Genomic DNA, 18,274 nt, shown 5'->3' with positions numbered 1-18,274 from the left:
CAGAAACCACTATGGAGGCCGCATGAGTACGCCCTATCCCTTCACCGCGATCGTCGGACAGGACGACCTGCGGCTCGCCCTGCTGCTCAACGCCGTGTCCCCGGCGGTCGGCGGAGTGCTGGTGCGGGGTGAGAAGGGGACCGCGAAGTCCACCGCCGTGCGGGCGCTGGCGGCCTTGATGCCCCAGGTGACGGTGGTCGCGGGGTGCCGGTTCTCCTGTGATCCGGCGGTCCCCGACCCGGCGTGTCCCGACGGGCCGCACCCGGGTGCCGGCGGTGTGTCGCGGGACGCCCGGACGGTGGAGCTGCCGGTCGGCGCCTCCGAGGACCGGCTGGTGGGCGCGCTCGACATCGAGCGGGCGCTCAGCGAGGGCGTGAAGGCGTTCGAGCCGGGGCTGCTCGCGGACGCCCACCGCGGGATTCTGTACGTGGACGAGGTCAACCTTCTCCATGACCACTTGGTCGACCTCCTCCTGGACGCCGCCGCCATGGGCGCCTCCTACGTCGAGCGCGAGGGTGTGTCCGTACGGCACGCCGCGCGGTTCCTGCTCGTCGGGACGATGAACCCCGAAGAGGGCGAGCTGCGCCCCCAGTTGCTGGACCGGTTCGGGCTGACCGTGGAGGTGGCCGCCTCCCGGGACACCGATCTGCGGGTGGAGGTCGTACGCCGTCGGCTCGCCTACGACGACGACCCGGCGGGCTTCGCCGCGAAGTGGGCGAGCGAGGAGGGCGACCTGCGCGAACGCATCGTGACCGCGCGCGCCCTGCTGCCGCACGTGCGCCTCGGTGACGACGCGCTCCGGCAGATCGCCGCGACCTGTGCCGCCTTCGAGGTCGACGGCATGCGGGCGGACATCGTGATGGCCCGTACCGCGACCGCGCTGGCCGCGTGGGCCGGGCGTGAGGACGTACAGGAGGAGGACGTACGGCAGGCCGCCCTCCTCGCGCTCCCCCACCGCAGGCGGCGCAACCCCTTCGACGCGCCGGGCCTCGACGAGGACAAGCTCGACGACACGCTGGAGCAGAACAGCCCTCCGCAGGGCGAGGACGAGGACGGCGGGGACGACGATCCCGATCCGGGGCCGGACGGGCCCAGGGGCGGCATTCCGCCGCAGAGCGACGGAGACGGCCCCGACGCGCCCGAGCGCACCGAGTCCGAGCAGGGCGACACACCCGAGCCGCCGACCGAGCAGCCGGAGCAGCAGAGCGCCCCGGCCGGCAGGGGCACAGGCGAGCAGCCCGCCGCCCGGTCCGCCGAGCCGTTCCGCACCAGAATGCTGAGCGTGCCGGGACTCGGCGAGGGGGCGGCGGGACGCAGGTCCCGTGCACGCACCGAGCACGGCCGTACGACGGGGGCCGTGCGCCCCCGGGGCACGCTCACCAAGCTGCACCTGGCCGCCACCGTGCAGGCCGCCGCCCCGCACCAGCGGGCGCGCGGGCGCACCGGGCGCGGGCTGGTCGTGCGCCGCGACGACCTGCGACAGACGACGCGCGAGGGGCGCGAGGGGAACCTGGTGCTGTTCGTGGTGGACGCCTCGGGGTCGATGGCGGCCCGGCAGCGGATGAGCGCCGTCAAGGGTGCGGTGCTCTCGCTGCTGCTGGACGCCTACCAGCGGCGGGACAAGGTCGGCCTCGTCACCTTCCGGGGCAGGGACGCGGAGGTCGTCCTGCCGCCGACGTCGTCGGTGGACGCCGCCGCCGCTCGTCTGGAGCTGCTGCCGACGGGCGGACGGACGCCGCTGGCGGCCGGGCTGCTCAAGGCGCACGACGTGCTGCGGGTGGAGCGTCTGCGCGATCCCTCGCGCCGTCCGCTGCTGGTCGTGGTGACGGACGGGCGGGCCACCGGGGGCCCGGAGCCCGTGGCGCTGGCGGGGCGGGCGGCGCGGCTGCACGAGGCGGAGGGCGTCGCCTCGGTGGTGGTGGACTGCGAGTCGGGAATGGTGCGGCTGGGCCTGGCGGCCGAGCTGGCACGGGAGCTGGGCGGCACCGCCGTCACGCTGGACGAGCTGCGCGCGGACTCCATCGCCGGGCTGGTCAAGGACGTACAGGGCACTTCGAGGAAGGCTGCATAACGATGCCGCAGGGACAGCCTACGAGCGTACCGAACGACGGGCTCACCACCCGCCAGCGCCGCAACCGGCCGCTGCTGATGGTGCACACGGGCGTCGGCAAGGGGAAGTCGACGGCCGCGTTCGGCATGGCGCTGCGGGCCTGGAACCAGGGCTGGCCGATCGGGGTGTTCCAGTTCGTGAAGTCCGCGAAGTGGAAGGTCGGCGAGGAGAACGCGCTCAAGGCCCTCGGTGCGACGGGCGAGGGCGGCACCGTCGCCTGGCACAAGATGGGCGAGGGCTGGTCCTGGGTCCAGCGCGACGATCAGGCCGACAACGAGGACAAGGCGCGCGAGGGCTGGGAGCAGGTCAAGCGGGACCTGGCCGCCGAGACGTACGGGTTCTACGTGCTGGACGAGTTCGCCTACCCGCTGCACTGGGGGTGGATCGACGTAGAGGAGGTCGTGCGGGTGCTGCGCGACCGGCCGGGCACGCAGCACGTGGTGATCACCGGGCGCAATGCTCCGCAGGCGCTGCTGGACGCGGCCGACCTGGTCACCGACATGTCGAAGGTGAAACACCCGATGGACGCGGGCCAGAAGGGCCAGCGGGGCATCGAGTGGTAGCACGCATCGTGGTGGCCGCCCCGTCGTCGGGGAGCGGGAAGACCACCGTCGCGACGGGGCTGATGGCTGCCTTCTCCCGGCGGGGGCTTGCCGTGTCGCCGCACAAGGTGGGGCCGGACTACATCGACCCCGGCTACCACGCACTGGCCACCGGGCGGCCCGGACGCAACCTGGACGCGTACCTGTGCGGGCCCCAGCAGATCGCCCCGTTGTTCGCGCACGGCGCCGCCGGGTGCGACCTGGCGGTCGTCGAAGGCGTGATGGGCCTGTACGACGGTGCCGCCGGGCAGGGCGAACTCGCCTCCACCGCCCAGGTGTCGAAGCTGCTGCGCGCCCCGGTGGTGCTGGTGGTGGACGGTTCGTCGCAGTCGCGGTCGGTGGCGGCGCTGGTGCACGGCTTCGCGTCGTGGGATCCCGAGGTGCGGATCGGCGGCGTCATCCTGAACAAGGTGGGCTCCGACCGGCACGAGGAGCTGCTGCGGGAGGCCCTCGACGGGTCGGGGGTTCCGGTGCTCGGCGTGCTGCGCCGCGCCCGGCAGGTCCGGACGCCCTCGCGTCATCTGGGCCTGGTGCCGGTGGCCGAGCGGCAGGCCGAAGCCGTCGAGTCGGTGTCCGCTCTCGCGGAGCAGGTACGGGCCGGGGTCGACCTGGAGGCCGTACTGGCACTGGCCCGGAGCGCCCCGGAGCTGGGCGCGCAGGCGTGGCGTCCGGAGCAGGGGGACACGACGGGTGCGCGGGAGGCGGGCGAACGGGCCGCGCGGGACGGCGGCGGCGAGCGCGCCGCGCGCGTCCGGCCCGTCGTCGCCGTCGCCGCGGGGGCGGCGTTCACCTTCTCCTACTCCGAGCACACCGAACTCCTCGCCGCGGCCGGGGCCGACGTCGTCCCCTTCGACCCGCTCCGGGACGAGCGACTGCCCGACGACACGCGGGGGCTGGTGATCGGGGGCGGCTTTCCGGAGGTGTACGCGCCCGAGCTGTCGGCGAACGAGCCCTTGCGCAAGGCCGTCGCCGAACTGGCCGCGGCCGGGGCGCCGGTGGCCGCCGAGTGCGCCGGACTGCTGTACCTGGCACGGTCGTTGGACGGGCAGCCGATGTGCGGCGTACTGGACGCCGACGCGCGGATGTCCGAGAGGCTGACGCTCGGATACCGGGAGGCGGTGGCCGTCGGGGACAGTGCGCTGGCCGCCGCGGGGACCCGGCTGCGCGGGCACGAGTTCCACCGTACGGCCGTCGAGCCCGGTGCCGGAACGGCTCCCGCGTGGGGGTTCACGCATCCGCAGCGGCGTGTCGAAGGCTTCGTTCAGGACGGTGTGCACGCCAGTTATCTGCATACGCACTGGGCGGCGGCACCGGAGATGGCGTACCGGTTCGTGCAGCGGTGTGCCACGCCGTGAGCCCGCGCGTCCTACTCCGCGGCCAGGCCCACCACGAGCCACACGAAGCCCGCGCCCCCCAGCGTGCAGAGCAGGGTGGAGCGGGCCGGGTGGTCGTGGTGCGCCTCGGGCAGGATCTCGGCGGCGGCCAGGCAGAGGAGCACGCCGCCGAAGAAGCCGAGATAGCAGCCGAGGAGTTCGGCCGGGAGGGTGAACAGGAGCGTGGACGCGGCGCCCACGACGGGTGCCGCCGCGTCCGCGAACAGCATCGCCAAAGCCTTGCGGCGGGCGTTGCCGTACAGGCGGGTCAGCGTGTACGTGTTGAAGCCGTCGGCGAAGTCGTGGGCGAGCACGGCGAGGGCGACCGCCAGGCCCATGCCGCCGCCGATCTGGAAGGCCGCGCCGAGTGCGATGCCGTCCATGAGGCTGTGGGCGACCATGGCGGAAGCCGCGGTCATCCCCACCTGGGGGATGCGCTCGCCCTCCACTCCCCCGTGCGCCGCGTGCCGTCCGGCGAGCAGGTGCTCGCCCACGTGGGCGGCGAGGAAGCCGCCGACGAACAGGAGCAGCGCGGCCGGTACGCCGAAGACCTCGTTGCCGGCCGCCTCCAGGGCCTCCGGCAGCAGGTCCAGGCCGACGACGCCGAGCATCAGCCCGCCCGCCAGGCCCAGCACGAGGTGGCGCCGGTCGGTGACGCGCTGGGCGACCCAGCCACCGAACAGCGTCATCAGGAACGCGCCGAGCGCGACGAGGACCGCCATGAACGCCATGTGCCCTTGCTAGTCGATGAGCCCGGTGGGGCGCACCTCGGGCGGGGCCGTTTCGCCGCGCGAAAGGATGTCCGGTGGACTGCGTGGACCGTCTGATGCGGGTCGTGGTCGGGGTCGGCGCCTGCGAGGACGCGCCCGTCGAAGAGCTGTACGAGCTGGTCGCGGGCGCGCTGGCGGAGGCGGGGCTGGAGCCGGCCGGCGTCACCGCGCTCGCCACCGTCGACGTGAAGGCCGGCGAGCGGGCGATCGTCGAGTGCGGGTGGCGGCTCGGGGTGCCGGTCCTGTCGTACGCGGCGCGGGTGCTGGCCGACGTGACGGTGCCGAACCCGTCCGGGCGGGCGCTCAGTGCGGTGGGGACGCCGTCGGTGGCGGAGGCGGCGGCGCTCGCCGCGCTCGGCCCGGGTCGCGCACTCCTGGTGCCCAAGAGGAAGTCGAGCCCTGCGGGGCGGCCGGCCATGGCGACGTGCGCGGTGGCGGTCTGTGCGGATACGGAACGGTGAACCCTGTGCTCCCTCTCGTTCATGATTTGCGCCACCACGGCGACGCCGAAGTACGCGGCGCGGCAGCGGACCTGGTCGACCTGGCGGTCAACGTGCGGTCCGACACGCCGCCGCCGTGGCTCAAGGAGCGCCTCGCCGCGTCCCTGGACACCCTCGCCGCCTACCCGGACGGGCGGGCGGCGCGGGCGGCGGTGGCGGCGCACCACGGGCTGCCGGTGGAGCGGGTGCTGCTGACGGCGGGGGCGGCGGAGGCCTTCGTACTGCTCGCCCGCGCGTTGCCGACGCGTCACCCGGTCGTGGTGCATCCGCAGTTCACCGAGCCGGAGGCGGCGCTGCGGGACGCGGGGCACGAGGTGGGGAGGGTGCTGCTGCGGGCCGGGGACGGCTTCCGGCTGGACGTGGCGGCGGTGCCGGAGGAGGCCGACCTGGTGGTCGTCGGCAACCCGACCAACCCGACGTCCGTGCTGCACCCCGCGGAGACCGTCGTCGGGCTGGCCCGCCCGGGGCGGACGCTGGTCGTGGACGAGGCGTTCATGGACGCGGTGCCGGGCGAGCCGGAGGCGCTGGCCGGGCGGACCGATGTGCCCGGCCTGGTCGTCCTGCGCAGCCTCACCAAGACGTGGGGGCTGGCGGGGCTGCGGGTCGGGTACGTGACGGCCGACCCCGCCACGATCGCGCTGCTGGAACGGGCGCAGCCGCTGTGGCCGGTGTCGACACCGGCTCTGGTGGCAGCGGAGGCGTGCGTGTCGCCCGAGGCGTCGGCGGAAGCGGCCGGGGCGGCCCGGCGGATCACCTCGGACCGGTCCCGGCTGGTGGCCGGGCTCGCCGAGTTGCCGGGCGTCCGCGTGGTGGAGGGGGCGCGCGGCCCGTTCGTCCTCGTGCGGATGCCGGAGGCGGCCAAGGTGCGGGTGCTGCTGCGGGAGCGGGGGTTCGCGGTGCGCCGGGGCGACACGTTCCCCGGGCTCGGGGAGGAGTGGGTGCGGGTCGCGGTGCGCGAGCGGGCGACGACGGATCGCTTCCTGCGGGAGCTGGGGTCGGTCCTGGGCCGACCGGCCCTCCCGGCGTACGACCGCGGTGCGGCACCTCCCGTCGTACGACCGCTGTGAGGCCCCTCCCGGCGTACGACCGCGGTGCGGCACCTCCTGGCGTACGACCACGGTGAGGCAGGGGGCGCGCGCGCCGTCGTTCGCCGGGGGCGCGTCAGTCCGCGCACTCCTCGGCCGCCGCGGGGCAGAGGTTCGCCTCCACCTTGCCCAGCAGTCGCAGCAGTTCCTGCCGCTCCCCCTCCTCCAGCCCGGCCAGGGTCGTGTCCTCCAGCTCGCTCCACGCGGCCACCACCTGCGTCCGCAGCTCACAGCTCGTCTCCGTCGCCTCGACGAGGGACGCCCGCCGGTCCGCCGGGTCCGGTCGCCGCCGTACGTGCCCCGCCTGCTCCAGCCGCTGGAGGGACTTCGTCACGGTGGACGGGTCCAGCCCCACCGCCTTGATCAGCTCGGACTGCCGCACCGCGCCCGCTTCCCACAGGTGCATCATCACGAACTCCTGTCCCGGGTAGAGCCCCAGGCAGCGCAGCACCCGGCCCGCCGCGATGCGGTGCAGCCGGGCCACCACCGACAGGGAGTGGCTGACCGGGCCGCCGATGGCGGCTGCCGACAGCGCGCCGGGACAGTCTGCGGGTTCGGCATTCACGGGTGTTCCTCGGTTCTTCGGGGTGGTGCGCGGATTTCTGCGACCACTTTAACTTGGTCGGCCAATCAATGCGCTACAGTGGCGTCCTGGCCTTTACTTGGCCGACCAACCTTTGTTGTCGCTCACTGCCTTGGGGGGCATTCACCATGACCAGCACCGCTTTCACCGCGTACGAACTCGCCGGAACCACCCTCGCCAACCGCGTCGTGATGGCCCCGATGACCCGCAGCCGCGCGGGCGAGGGCGGCGTGCCCACCGAGCTCGTCGCCGAGTACTACGCCCAGCGCGCCTCCGCCGGGCTGATCGTCACCGAGGGCGTCCAGCCCTCCGTGGTCGGCCAGGGATACCCCAGCACCCCGGGCCTGCACAGCGAGGAGCAGGTCGCCGGGTGGCGCAAGGTCACCGACGCCGTGCACGCCGCCGGCGGAGTGATCTTCGCCCAGCTCATGCACGCGGGCCGCATCGGTCACCCCAGCCTGCTGCCCGACGGCCTCGCACCGGTCGCCCCGTCCGCCGTCACTCCGGCGGGACAGCTCTTCACCGGCACGGGGATGGCGGACTTCACCGAGCCGCGCGCGCTGACCGGCGACGAGATCCGCGAGACCGTACGGGACTACGCCCGCGCCGCCCGCAACGCGGTCGAGGCCGGCTTCGACGGCGTCGAACTGCACGGCGCGAACGGCTACCTCATCCACCAGTTCCTCTCCACCCACACCAACCTCCGCACCGACGAGTGGGGCGGCGGCGTCGGCAACCGCATCCGCTTCGCCGTCGAGGTGGTCGAGGCGGTCGTGGCGGAGATCGGCGCCGCGCGGACCGCCCTGCGGGTGTCTCCCGGCAACCCGTACAACGACATCACCGAGACCGACACCGCCGAGGTGTACGCCGCCCTGGCCGAGGCGATCGCACCGCTCGGCATCGGCTACCTGCACACCGTCGAAGCCGCCCCCGAGCACCGCGAGTTCACCAAGGTGCTGCGGGCCGCGTTCCCCGGGACCCTCATCCTGAACCCCGCCACGGAAGGTCCGACCGACCACCGTGCGCTGGACCTGCTGGAGGACGGTTCGGCGGACCTGATCGCCTTCGGCGCGCTGTTCCTCGCCAACCCGGACCTGCCCGCACGGCTCGCGACGCAGGGCCCGTACAACGCCCCGGACCCGGCGACCTTCTTCGGCGGCACGGAGAAGGGCTTCACCGACTACCCGGCGCTGGGGGCGTAGCGCAGCCGAGCGGGGCGGGACCTCGCCAAGAGGTCCCGCCCCGCTCCCTACCACCGGCGGCGGCTACTTCACCGGCGTGAAGTCCCTGGCGCCGATGAACTCCGGTCGGCGCACGGGGGCCGCGAACGGCTCGACCGCCGTGTTCTCGACGCTGTTGAACACGATGAAGACGTTGCTGCGGGCGTACGGCGTGATGTTGTCGCCCGAGCCGTGCATGCAGTTGCAGTCGAACCAGGTCGCCGAGCCGGCCCGCCCGGTGAAGAGCTTGATGCCGTGCGCGTCGGCCATCCGGGTCAGCGCCTCGTCGGACGGGGTGCCCGCGTCCTGCATCTGGAGCGACTTCTTGTAGTTGTCCTTCGGCGTCGCGCCCGCGCAGCCCAGGAAGTGCTTGTGCGAGCCGGGCATGATCATCAGCCCGCCGTTGGTGTCCAGGTTCTCCGTGAGCGCGATCGAGACCGAGACGGTGCGCATGTTCGGCAGGCCGTCCTCGGCGTGCCAGGTCTCGAAGTCGGAGTGCCAGTAGAAACCGGAGGCGCCGAAGCCGGGCTTGACGTTGATCCGCGACTGGTGGACGTAGACGTCCGAGCCGAGGATCTGCCGGGCCCGGCCGACCACCCGCGGGTCACGGACCAGCTGGGCGAAGACGCTGCTCAGCTTGTGGACCTCGAAGACCGACCGCACGTCCTGCGTCGTGGGCTCGATGATGGACCGCTCGTCGGCGCGGACCGCCGGGTCGGCGATCAGGCGGTCCAACTCGGCCCGGTACAGAGCGACTTCGTCGTCCGTGATGAGCTGGTCGACGGCGAGGAAGCCGTCCCGCTCGAAGCCGGAGAGATCACCGGCGGAGATCGGACCCTCGGCGTCCGGGGCCCAGAGCACCGGGTCCTGGCGCGGAGTGGTCACCTCGATCCTGCCGCGGGTCGGGTAGAGGTCGCCCGCGGCGGAGCCGGTCGGGTTCGTCATGTCCGGGGAAAGGGTGCTCATGGTTCAGGCCTCCTCTGTCAGCAGCGGGTACACGCCGTTCTCGTCATGGTCCTCCCGTCCGGTCACGGGCGGGTTGAAGACGCACACGCACCGGAAGTCGGTCTTCGGGCGCATGGTGTGGCGCTCGTGACCGTCCAGCAGGTACATGGTGCCGGGCTCGATCCAGTGGGTCTCGCCGGTCTCGTCGTTGGTGAGTTCCGCCTCGCCCTCGACGCACAGCACGGCCTCGATGTGGTTGGCGTACCACATCGACGTCTCGGTGCCCGCGTACAGGACCGTCTCGTGCAGGGAGAAGCCGACCTTCTCCTTGGCGAGCACGATGCGCTTGCTCTCCCAGGTGCCGGACTTCGCCTTCACATGGCGGTCGGTTCCTTCGATGTCCTTGAACGAGCGGACAATCACGGTGACTTGGGCCTTTCTCTTACGTGCGGAAGGGAAGTACTGACGAGCCGTCAGGCGGTCTCGCGGACCGCGCGCGCCAGGATGCGCAGGCCCTCGTCCAGCTCGTCGGCGGAGATGGTGAGGGACGGCAGGAGCTTCACGACCTCGCTCTCCGGGCCCGAGGTCTCCAGCAGCATGCCGAGCTCGAAGGCGCGGCGGCAGACGGCGGTGGCACGGTTCTTGTCGGTGAACTCGATGCCCCAGACCAGGCCGCGGCCACGGAAGCTGACGCCGGCCTCGGCGTTCTCGTCGGCGATGGCGAGCAGCGCGCGCTCGACCATCTCGCCGCGGGCCAGGGTCTGCTTCTCCATCTGGCCGTCGGCCCAGTAGGCGTTGAGGGCGGCGGCTGCCGTGACGAAGGCGGGGTTGTTGCCGCGGAAGGTGCCGTTGTGCTCGCCCGGCTCCCACACGTCGAGCTCCGGCTTGAACAGGCACAGCGACATGGGCAGGCCGTAGCCGCTGATGGACTTCGAGAGGGTGACGATGTCCGGCTGGATGCCCGCCTCCTCGAAGGAGAAGAACGCGCCGGTACGGCCGCAGCCCATCTGGATGTCGTCGACGATCAGCAGCATGTCCTGGCGGTGGCACAGGTCCTGCAGGGCGCGCAGCCACTCCGCGCGGGCGACGTTGATGCCGCCCTCGCCCTGCACGGTCTCCACGATCACGGCGGCGGGCTTGTTCAGGCCCGAGCCCTGGTCCTCCAGGAGGCGCTCGAACCACAGGAAGTCCGGAACCTGGCCGTCGAAGTAGTTGTCGAACGGCATCGGCGTGCCGTGGACCAGCGGGACGCCGGCGCCGGCCCGCTTGAAGGCGTTGCCGGTGACGGCGAGCGCGCCGAGCGACATGCCGTGGAAGGCGTTGGTGAAGGACACCACCGACTCGCGGCCCTTGACCTTGCGGGCCAGCTTCAGCGCCGACTCGACGGCGTTGGTGCCCGTCGGGCCCGGGAACATCACCTTGTAGGGCAGGTCACGGGGGCGCAGGATCACGTTCTGGAAGGTCTCCAGGAACGCCCGCTTGGCGGTCGTCGCCATGTCCAGGCCGTGGGTGACGCCGTCCCGCTCGATGTAGTCGATCAGGGCGCGTTTGAGGACCGGGTTGTTGTGCCCGTAGTTGAGCGAGCCGGCCCCGGCGAAGAAGTCCAGGTAGGTGTGGCCGTCCTCGTCGTACATGTGCGAGCCCTGCGCGCGGTCGAACACGGCGGGCCAGCTGCGGCAGTAGCTGCGGACCTCGGACTCAAGGGTTTCGAAGACGCTGAGGGCGGGCGGGGTGATGGTCACTGCGGTCTCCTGGGATGGGGAGAGGGCGGGTGTACGAAGGTGCTGCGGGACGCGTCGGCGTCCACGGCCGCGCCGGGGGTTGCCCGGCGGGCCGGACGGCCGGAGTCGTCAGGCCGCGACGGGGCCGATCCGGTAGAGGACCTCGGGCAGGTGCGCGTCGCCGCCCGCCTCGTGCGGGAACAGTCCTCCGTCGAAGAGGACCTCGCGGTTCAGGGACGCGCCGCGGCGCTCGGCGTAGGAGGTGAACAACCGGTCGGACGGGACGTTGTCCGGGGTCACGGTCGTTTCGACGGTGGTGACGCCGTGGCTGGCGGCGACCTTCACGGTCAGCGCGTCCAGCAGCGTGCCGGCCAGGCCCCGGCCGCGGTGCGCGTCGTCCACCGCCACCTGCCAGACGACCAGCGTCTCGGGGCGCTCCGGGCGTACGTAGCCCGTGATGAAGGCGATCGGCTCGCCGTTCGGCCGGTCGCGGGCGACCACGGAGGTGGCGGCGAAGTCGCGGCACCACAGGAGATAGCTGTACGAGGAGTTCAGGTCCAGGACCTGGGAGTCGCGGGCGATGCGCCAGATCGCGGCTCCGTCCTCCACTCGTGGGCTGTCTATCTGAAGATTGTCTCTGCTCATCAGCTGTTCGGTCGGCAGGTCTGCTTGTGCGGCAGTCATGTCGATGAAATTTACCGAGGTAAATCAAAAAATGCATGGTGGCGCAGGGTTGGCTAAACGGGAGCGACGTGTTATCGCGCGAGCCGGTGTCTCCGGCGAACCGGTCGCGAATGAGGGCGATTTGCCCGGAAATTACCGGGCAAATCTCCTTGTCTGTGGAGTCGATCACATGTCTGTAACCATCCTGAACCCGCCCGGAAATCTCGGTGTTTAACCTTTGGGAGAGCGGGCATAAGAAAACGGGAAGCTGCGGTGAATAAGCGGCTTCCCGTTTTTGGTTAATTCCGGGTATTACCCCGTTATTGTTTCGTGAATTACTCGCCGGGCCAGGTTTCCGTCACGGCCTGCCGGGCAGAAGCGTTGTCCACGGTCCGCCCGAGCGCCGTGAGCGCCCCGCCGAGGGCGGCCAGCGACGCGAGCACGACGTGCCGGGAGGCGTCCCGTCCGTAGTGGTTGACGCGGATCATCTCCTTGGCGAGCGCCCCGCCGCCGGCGATCAGCGGCACCGACGGGTTGAGGGCGAGCGCCCGGGCGACCACCTCCCGGGCGTCGAGACCGTCGGTCACGCGCAGCGTGGTGGCGACGGGCGCCGCGTCCTGCGCCTCGTACACGAACGGCTCGACTCCTGCGCCCAGCGCGCACGCCCCGGCCCGGGTCGCGGCGGCCGCGGCCGCGTGCCGTCCGGTGACCCCGTCGAGGCCCTCTTCCTCGATCCGTTCCAGGCAGGCGTCCAGCGCCAGCATCTCCAGCTGCGCGGGGGCGAACATCAGGGCCTTGCGTCCGCCGTCGATCCACCTCTCCTTCCAGTCCAGCAGGGAGAGGTACGAGCCGCGCGGCGCGTGCGGATTGGCGGCGAACCGCTCCCAGGCGCGCGCGCTCACCGACACCGCCGACACCCCGGCCGGGCCGCCCATCGCCTTCTGCGCGCCGATGACGCACATGTCGACGCCCCAGGCGTCGGGCAGCACCGGCTCGGCGCCGATCGAGGCGACCGCGTCCAGGTAGAACAACGCGCCGTGCGCGCGCACCACTTCGCCGATCTCCGCGACCGGGTTGGTGTTCCCGGTCGCCGCCTCCGCGTGCACCAGCGACACGAAGCCGATCTCCGGGTGCGCGGCGAGCGCCTCGGCGACCTGGGCGGGGGTGACCGCCGTGTGGAACGGCACCACGAGGTCGGTGACCTGCGCACCGCAGTCCCGCAGCCAGTTGCCGAAGGTCTGCCCGTAGGGACCGGTGACGATGTTCAGCGCGCTCGACCCGCGCGGCGCACCGGCCCGGATGCACGCCTCCAGGGGCAGCAGCGCCTCGCCCTGCATGAGCACCACGTCCTGCCCCGTGCCGAGCAGCGCGGCGACCCGTCGTTCGATGCGCGCGAAGTCCTCGGCGGTGACGGCGGGCAGGTCAAGGAGGGGGTGTGTCACGACGGTGCTCTCTTCGCATCGGTGTTCGGGCCTACCCGGCGAGGGTAGTCCCCTGCGCCTGCCGGGCCGTGCTGCCACGGCCGCTACGGCGGGCGCGCTCGCCGCCGGGTGCCTCCTCGTACAGTGCTGGGCATGAGTGATCACGAGGTGCTGCACGTGAAGGGGCGGGTGCTGGTCGGACCCGAGGACGTACGGGACGAGCTGTGGGCGGTGGACGGCCGGATCACGTACGAACGGCCCCTCGGAGTCCGCGAGTTCGCGACCGTGGAGGGCTGGGTGCTGCCCGGCCTCGTGGACGCGCACTGCCACGTCGGCCTGGACGCGCACGGCGCGGTGGACGCGGAAACGAGCGAGCGGCAGGCGCTGACCGACCGGGACGCCGGCACGCTGCTGATCCGGGACGCCGGGTCGGCGGCGGACACCCGGTGGATCGACGACCGGGACGACCTGCCGAAGATCATCCGAGCGGGACGCCACATCGCCAGGACCCGGCGGTACATCCGCAACTACGCGCACGAGATCGAACCGGGCGACCTGGTCGCCCACGTGGCGGCCGAGGCGCGCCGGAGCGACGGGTGGGTCAAGCTCGTCGGCGACTGGATCGACCGGGAGGCCGGTGACCTGACCCCGTGCTGGCCGCGCGGAGAGGTGGAGGCCGCCATCGCGCAGGCGCACCGGCTGGGGGCGCGGGTGACCGCGCACTGCTTCGCCGAGGACTCGTTGCGGGATCTGGTGGAGGCCGGGATCGACTGCGTCGAGCACGCGACCGGACTGACCGAGGACACCATTCCGCTCTTCGCGGAGAGGGGCGTCGCGATCGTGCCGACACTGGTGAACATCGCGACCTTCCCGCACCTCGCGGACGGCGGCGAGGCCAAGTTCCCGCGCTGGTCGGCCCACATGCGCCGACTGCACGCACGGCGGTACGACACGGTGCGCGCGGCGTACGACGCGGGCATCCCCGTCTTCGTCGGGACCGACGCCGGGGGCGCGCTCGCGCACGGGCTGGTCGCGGAGGAGGTGGCCGAGCTAGTGCGGGCCGGAATCCCCGCCCGCGACGCGCTGGGCGCGACGGCGTGGGCGGCACGGGAGTGGCTGGGGCGGCCGGGCCTGGAGGAGGGGGCGCCGGCCGACCTGGTGGTGTACGAGGCGGACCCGCGGGCGGACGTACGGGTGCTGGGGGCGCCCCGGCACGTGGTGCTGAACGGGCGGGTGAGGGACGGCGGATGAGGGGCGCGGGGTGACGCGGGGGCGGCTCCGGTCGTTGTACGTCCTCATGGGCGCGCCCCCGACGGGGAGCCCGTCCCGGGGTTTCTGCGAACACCTGTGGCGAAAGATGCGAACGTACGGCCGGAAACACCCCTTTGGAGTGAACTGACGTCACGTGCCTGTGCATTCACTCTCCGTGCGTAAGGATTCCGGTGTTCCGGTCGCCGGACGCACTCACGGTGTCCCCCGTGGTGAATGCCCGGCGACGTCTTTCTCCTGTGAGGTTCCACCACCTTGAACAGCTCTCTCTTCCGCATGCCCGCACGCCGCTGCGCCGCCGGGGCGGTGGCGCTCGCCCTGGCCACCGGTACGTTGACGCTGCTGACGGCGGGTGCGGCGCATGCCACCGGTGACACCCCGGAGCCCGGGAAGGCGCACGCGTCCGTGCTGCGGGCCGGGCTCGACGTCTCCCTGCTCAACAGGACCGTGCACGTACCGGTGAAGGCCGCCCTGAACGAGGTGCAGGCCCCGGCGAGCGCGCAGCGCACGGCGCTCAGCGTGACGTTGGACGGAGTGGACGGCGGGCGTCCCGTCTCGCTGCTGCGCGCGGACGCCGCCACCGCGAAGGCGACCGCGGAGGGCGAACGGGCCGAGGGGCGTGCGGAACTCGCACGCGCCAAGGTGCACGTGCCCGGACTGCCGCTGCTGTCGCTCATCGAGGTCGAGAAGGTGACGTCCAGGGCGGTGTGCGTGGCGGGGGCCCGCCCCGAGGCGGAGGCCAACGTGCTGGGGCGGGTCACGGTGCTCGGCAAGCGGGTCACCCTGACCGCCGGTGGCGTGACGCGGGTGGCCGTCCCCGGGGTCGGGGAGGTCGCGCTGACCCTGTCGAAGACGCACACGACCACGCGGACGGCGGCGGCCGCCGCCCTGGAGCTGAAGGTGTCGGTGAATCCGCTGAAGCTGAACGTGGCGGAGGTGGAGGGCGTGGTGACGCTGGCGGAGACGGGGTGCACGGTGCCGGAGGTACGGACCGCGGAGGCGCCCCCCGCCGCTCCGTCCGCCGCCCCGTCCGCCGCTCCCTCGGCAGCCCCCGCCGACGTGCAGCCGCAGACGGCGGGGGTCATCGAGGCGGCCCCGCCCGCCCCCGCCGAGGAGGCGGTCAACCTGGCCGAGACGGGCGGCAGTTCGGCCACGCTCTACCTGGTGGCCGGCGGCGCGGCCCTGCTCCTCGCGGGCACCGCAGCAACGCTGAAGGCCCGTCGCCCCCGCCCTCGTCCCTGACCCGCACGCCGAAGCCGCCCCCTCGCCCCCGCGAGCCCCACGAGCCCCCCGGCAGTCCCCTTGGGCGACGGGGCCGCCCCAAGGGGGCGGAACGGGCGGGCAAGGGGGCGGCCCCCACCGGACGGCGCACCCCCACCGGAGGCCCCGCACCCCCGCCGGACGGCGCGCCCCGGGCCGCACACCCCGCCCTGCGTCCCCCACCACACACCGCAGGCCGCAGGCCGCAGACCACACACCCACCGAACCCCGCCCCCCTCCCCCAACCTCCTACCGCCCCCCGCCCAGGACCTCCAGCACCCGCTCCACATCCCCCGCCCCGTTGTAGAGGTGGAACGACGCCCGCAGATTCCCCGCCCGCGCGGACACCATGACCCCCGCCGCCGCCAGCTCCTGTGCCTGTTCGCCGAGCCCCGGTACGGCCACCACCGCCGACCCGGGCGAGGGAACGGGAGTGTGGCCCAGGGCCGCGACGCCCTCCCGGAAGAGGTCGGCCAGCGCGACGTTGTGGGCGTGGATCGCGGCGACGCCGACCGACTCCACGAGCGCGAGCGACTCCACCGCCCCCACGTAGCACAGGAACGCGGCGGAGGTGTCGAACCTCCTGGCGGTGGAGGCGAAGCGGCTCACCGGTCCGTAGTTGCTGGCCCAGGTGTCCTCGGCCGCCAGCCATCCGGCCTGCAACGGCAGGGTGTACTCCTGTGCCTGTTCGGAGACTGTGAGGAAGGACGTGCCACGCGGGCCCAGGAGGTACTTGTAGCCGCCGGTCACCGTGTAGTCGTAGAGCCCGGCCGAGGTCGGCAGCCAGCCGGCGGACTGCGACATGTCCAGCAGGGTCCGCGCGCCGTGTGCTGCGGCGGCCTGCCGAATCGCGGTGTCGTCGGCGACCCTGCCGTCCGCCGACTGCACCCCGGACCAGGCGACGAGCGCCGTCTCCGGGCGTATCTCCTCGGCCAGGCTCTCCAGCCCCACGTACCTGACCTTGAGGTCGTCCCGTACCGAGAAGGGCGTGACGAGCGAGGCGAACTCCCCTTCGGGAAGCAGGACTTCACTGCCCGGAGCGAGAGCCGCCGCCACCACGGCCACGTGCGCCGACACCGACGCGCCGATGGCGACCCGCTGCATCGGAACGCCGAGCAGCCGGCCGAACGCCGCACGTGCCTGCTCGACGGTTTCGTAGGAGCCGGGGTTGGGGTCGCGGCCGGTGGCGTTCCGCTCGGCGAGCGCCTTGACGGCCTCGACGGTACGGCGCGGAGCCAGCCCGTACGAGGAGGTGTTGAGGTACGTCGTCTCGGGGGCGAATTCGTCGGGAGCGAGGTTGCGCAGGGGCGCGGGCGTCGTCATGCGGGCCACTGTGCCCCTGCGTCAACTCCCTTGTCCACAGGTCTTTTTCGGACCCGTTTCGGCCTGAACTAGGCGCAGTTTCCGTCGATGTCGCAGGTCGCACCCTCGGCGGCGGTCGTCACCGGCTTCAGCGGGGCGCGATCCCGCCAGGCCTGCTCCAGCGCCTCGGTGAAGACCTCCGCGGGCTGGCCGCCGGAGATCCCGTACCGGCGGTCGAGGACGAAGAACGGGACGCCGTTGGCGCCCAGTTCCGCCGCCTCCCGCTCGTCGCCTCGCACGTCGTCGGCGTAAGCGGTGGGGTCGGCGAGCACGCCGCGCGTCTCGGCCTCGTCCAGTCCGGCGGCCACGGCGAGCTGCACCAGGACCTCGTCGTCGAAGACGGAGGACTCCTCGGCGAAGTTCGCGCGGTAGGCGAGGTCCAGCAGCGCGGACTGGCGCCCACGTGCCTTGGCCAGGTGCAGGACGCGGTGGATGTCGAAGGTGGAGCCGTGGTCCCGGCCGTGGGTGCGGTAGTCGAGGCCCTCGGCGCGGGCGTGCGCGGCCACCGTCTCCTCCATGGCCTGCGCCTCGTCGCGGGTGCGACCGTACTTGCGGGCCAGCAGGTCCAGCACCGGCGCGACGTCGTCCTTGGCGCGGTCCGGATCCAGCTCGAAGGAGCGGTGCACGACCTCGACGTCGTCGCGGTGCGCGAATGCCTCCAGGCCCTTCTCGAAGCGGGCCTTGCCGACGTAGCACCAGGGACAAGCGATGTCCGACCAGATCTCGACGCGCAGCGGCGCGGCGGAGGTGGGGTCGGTGACTGGGGGGACGGCGGGGGTGGCCATGTGTCTTCTCTCCGATGCAACAAGTTTCAACCACTCTCCCCAACCGTGCGGGGCCCACGTACATTCCCTGCATGCCTCTGCACATCTCCCTGCGCGAAGTGCGCGACAGCGACCTGCCCGTCTTCTACCGGCAGATGACCGACACCACGTCCCTGACGATGGCCGCCTTCACCAGCGAGGATCCGGCGGACCGGGGGAACTTCGCCGCGCACTGGGCGCGGGTGCGGCGTGACCCGCGGGTGATCTGCCGGACGGTGGTGGGCGACGGGGAGACCGTGGTCGGGCACGCCTCGGTGTTCGGTCCGCCCGGCGAGCGGGAGATCACGTACTGGATCGGGCGCGAGTACTGGGGCCACGGGGTGGCCACCGCCGCGCTCCGGGCGCTGCTCGACCTGGTGCCGGACCGTCCGTTGCACGGGCGGGCCGCGGCGGACAACAGCGGGTCGATCCGCGTCATGGAGAAGTGCGGGTTCGTGGTGACGGGGCGGGAGCGGGGCTACGCGAACGCGCGCGGCGAGGAGATCGCCGAGGTGGTGCTGACGCTCGGAGCCGTGGAGGGCTGAGGGCGGACACCCGGGGCTCACCCTTCCCCGGCGGCCTTCTCC

General features: G+C 72.6%; 17 protein-coding genes and 1 pseudogene. 9 read left to right on the top strand and 9 right to left on the bottom strand.

Annotated features, from left to right (window positions below; all coding sequences use genetic code 11):
* Positions 1-22: 22 nt before the first annotated feature.
* From ACQPZG_RS26680 to ACQPZG_RS26670, 3 genes are read left to right on the top strand one after another with little or no spacing between them, the layout of a single operon-like run.
* On the top strand, positions 23-2,071 hold the full coding sequence (locus ACQPZG_RS26680; protein ID WP_433548248.1) for a putative cobaltochelatase: 2,049 nt from the start codon (positions 23-25) through the stop codon (positions 2,069-2,071).
* A gap of 2 nt (positions 2,072-2,073) precedes the next feature.
* Positions 2,074-2,673: a cob(I)yrinic acid a,c-diamide adenosyltransferase gene (gene cobO / locus ACQPZG_RS26675; RefSeq protein ID WP_433548247.1), complete on the top strand. Its 600-nt coding sequence runs from the start codon at positions 2,074-2,076 to the stop codon at positions 2,671-2,673.
* Positions 2,667-4,067: a cobyrinate a,c-diamide synthase gene (locus ACQPZG_RS26670; protein ID WP_433548246.1), complete on the top strand. Its 1,401-nt coding sequence runs from the start codon at positions 2,667-2,669 to the stop codon at positions 4,065-4,067. The genes cobO and ACQPZG_RS26670 overlap by 7 nt, the downstream gene beginning before the upstream one ends.
* An 11-nt stretch (positions 4,068-4,078) precedes the next feature.
* Here the strand turns inward: ACQPZG_RS26670 and ACQPZG_RS26665 are convergent, their stop codons facing one another.
* On the bottom strand, positions 4,079-4,807 hold the full coding sequence (locus ACQPZG_RS26665; protein WP_433549561.1) for a ZIP family metal transporter: 729 nt from the start codon (positions 4,805-4,807) through the stop codon (positions 4,079-4,081).
* Positions 4,808-4,911: 104 nt separating this feature from the next.
* Here ACQPZG_RS26665 and ACQPZG_RS26660 point away from each other — a divergent pair.
* Together ACQPZG_RS26660 and cobC are read left to right on the top strand one after the other, a co-directional pair.
* Positions 4,912-5,292: pseudogene (locus ACQPZG_RS26660) on the top strand (cobalamin biosynthesis protein); the annotation flags it as partial.
* A 29-nt stretch (positions 5,293-5,321) separates the two neighbouring features.
* A complete protein-coding gene (gene cobC, locus ACQPZG_RS26655) occupies positions 5,322-6,422 on the top strand; it encodes an Rv2231c family pyridoxal phosphate-dependent protein CobC (protein ID WP_433548245.1) in 1,101 nt (366 codons plus the stop codon).
* Between the two features lie 94 nt (positions 6,423-6,516).
* Here the strand turns inward: cobC and ACQPZG_RS26650 are convergent, their stop codons facing one another.
* Positions 6,517-7,005, bottom strand: coding sequence for a MarR family winged helix-turn-helix transcriptional regulator (locus tag ACQPZG_RS26650; protein ID WP_433548244.1), 489 nt, complete (start codon positions 7,003-7,005; stop codon positions 6,517-6,519).
* 146 nt (positions 7,006-7,151) lie between these two features.
* On the opposite strand from ACQPZG_RS26650, the gene ACQPZG_RS26645 reads away from it, so the two are divergent.
* Positions 7,152-8,225, top strand: coding sequence for an alkene reductase (locus ACQPZG_RS26645; RefSeq protein WP_433548243.1), 1,074 nt, complete (start codon positions 7,152-7,154; stop codon positions 8,223-8,225).
* A gap of 63 nt (positions 8,226-8,288) precedes the next feature.
* On the opposite strand, the gene thpD is transcribed toward ACQPZG_RS26645, so the two are convergent.
* The 5 genes from thpD to ACQPZG_RS26620 all read right to left on the bottom strand — a co-directional run bounded on the left by thpD (position 8,289) and on the right by ACQPZG_RS26620 (position 13,014).
* The gene (gene thpD / locus ACQPZG_RS26640; RefSeq protein WP_433549560.1) at positions 8,289-9,188 is read right to left on the bottom strand and encodes an ectoine hydroxylase; all 900 of its coding nucleotides are present in this window, start codon (positions 9,186-9,188) and stop codon (positions 8,289-8,291) included.
* 24 nt (positions 9,189-9,212) lie between these two features.
* Positions 9,213-9,611: an ectoine synthase gene (locus ACQPZG_RS26635; RefSeq protein WP_185035693.1), complete on the bottom strand. Its 399-nt coding sequence runs from the start codon at positions 9,609-9,611 to the stop codon at positions 9,213-9,215.
* A gap of 50 nt (positions 9,612-9,661) precedes the next feature.
* Positions 9,662-10,930: a diaminobutyrate--2-oxoglutarate transaminase gene (ectB, locus tag ACQPZG_RS26630; protein WP_433548242.1), complete on the bottom strand. Its 1,269-nt coding sequence runs from the start codon at positions 10,928-10,930 to the stop codon at positions 9,662-9,664.
* A 108-nt stretch (positions 10,931-11,038) separates the two neighbouring features.
* The gene (gene ectA / locus ACQPZG_RS26625) at positions 11,039-11,593 is read right to left on the bottom strand and encodes a diaminobutyrate acetyltransferase (protein ID WP_433548241.1); all 555 of its coding nucleotides are present in this window, start codon (positions 11,591-11,593) and stop codon (positions 11,039-11,041) included.
* 314 nt (positions 11,594-11,907) lie between these two features.
* The gene (locus ACQPZG_RS26620; protein WP_433548240.1) at positions 11,908-13,014 is read right to left on the bottom strand and encodes a pyridoxal-phosphate-dependent aminotransferase family protein; all 1,107 of its coding nucleotides are present in this window, start codon (positions 13,012-13,014) and stop codon (positions 11,908-11,910) included.
* 132 nt (positions 13,015-13,146) lie between these two features.
* Between ACQPZG_RS26620 and ACQPZG_RS26615 the strand changes: the two genes are divergently transcribed.
* Entirely contained in the window at positions 13,147-14,244 is a 1,098-nt protein-coding gene (locus ACQPZG_RS26615; protein WP_433548239.1) for an amidohydrolase family protein, read from the top strand.
* A 273-nt stretch (positions 14,245-14,517) separates the two neighbouring features.
* A complete protein-coding gene (locus ACQPZG_RS26610) occupies positions 14,518-15,504 on the top strand; it encodes an SCO1860 family LAETG-anchored protein (RefSeq protein WP_433548238.1) in 987 nt (328 codons plus the stop codon).
* A gap of 267 nt (positions 15,505-15,771) precedes the next feature.
* On the opposite strand, the gene ACQPZG_RS26605 is transcribed toward ACQPZG_RS26610, so the two are convergent.
* Positions 15,772-16,845 carry an aminotransferase class V-fold PLP-dependent enzyme gene (locus ACQPZG_RS26605; protein ID WP_433548237.1) on the bottom strand — a complete coding sequence of 358 codons (1,074 nt, stop codon included), beginning with the start codon at positions 16,843-16,845 and terminating at the stop codon, positions 15,772-15,774.
* A gap of 68 nt (positions 16,846-16,913) precedes the next feature.
* Entirely contained in the window at positions 16,914-17,618 is a 705-nt protein-coding gene (locus tag ACQPZG_RS26600) for a DsbA family oxidoreductase (RefSeq protein ID WP_433549559.1), read from the bottom strand.
* Between the two features lie 128 nt (positions 17,619-17,746).
* Here ACQPZG_RS26600 and ACQPZG_RS26595 point away from each other — a divergent pair, with 128 nt between their 5' ends.
* Positions 17,747-18,232: a GNAT family N-acetyltransferase gene (locus ACQPZG_RS26595; protein WP_433549558.1), complete on the top strand. Its 486-nt coding sequence runs from the start codon at positions 17,747-17,749 to the stop codon at positions 18,230-18,232.
* Positions 18,233-18,274 lie beyond the last annotated feature (42 nt).

The sequence above is a fragment of the Streptomyces sp. CA-294286 genome, from assembly GCF_050947155.1.
Lineage (GTDB): Bacteria > Actinomycetota > Actinomycetes > Streptomycetales > Streptomycetaceae > Streptomyces.
Note: the sequence above shows the minus strand (reverse complement) of the source record. Positions and strands in the feature narration are given on the sequence as shown.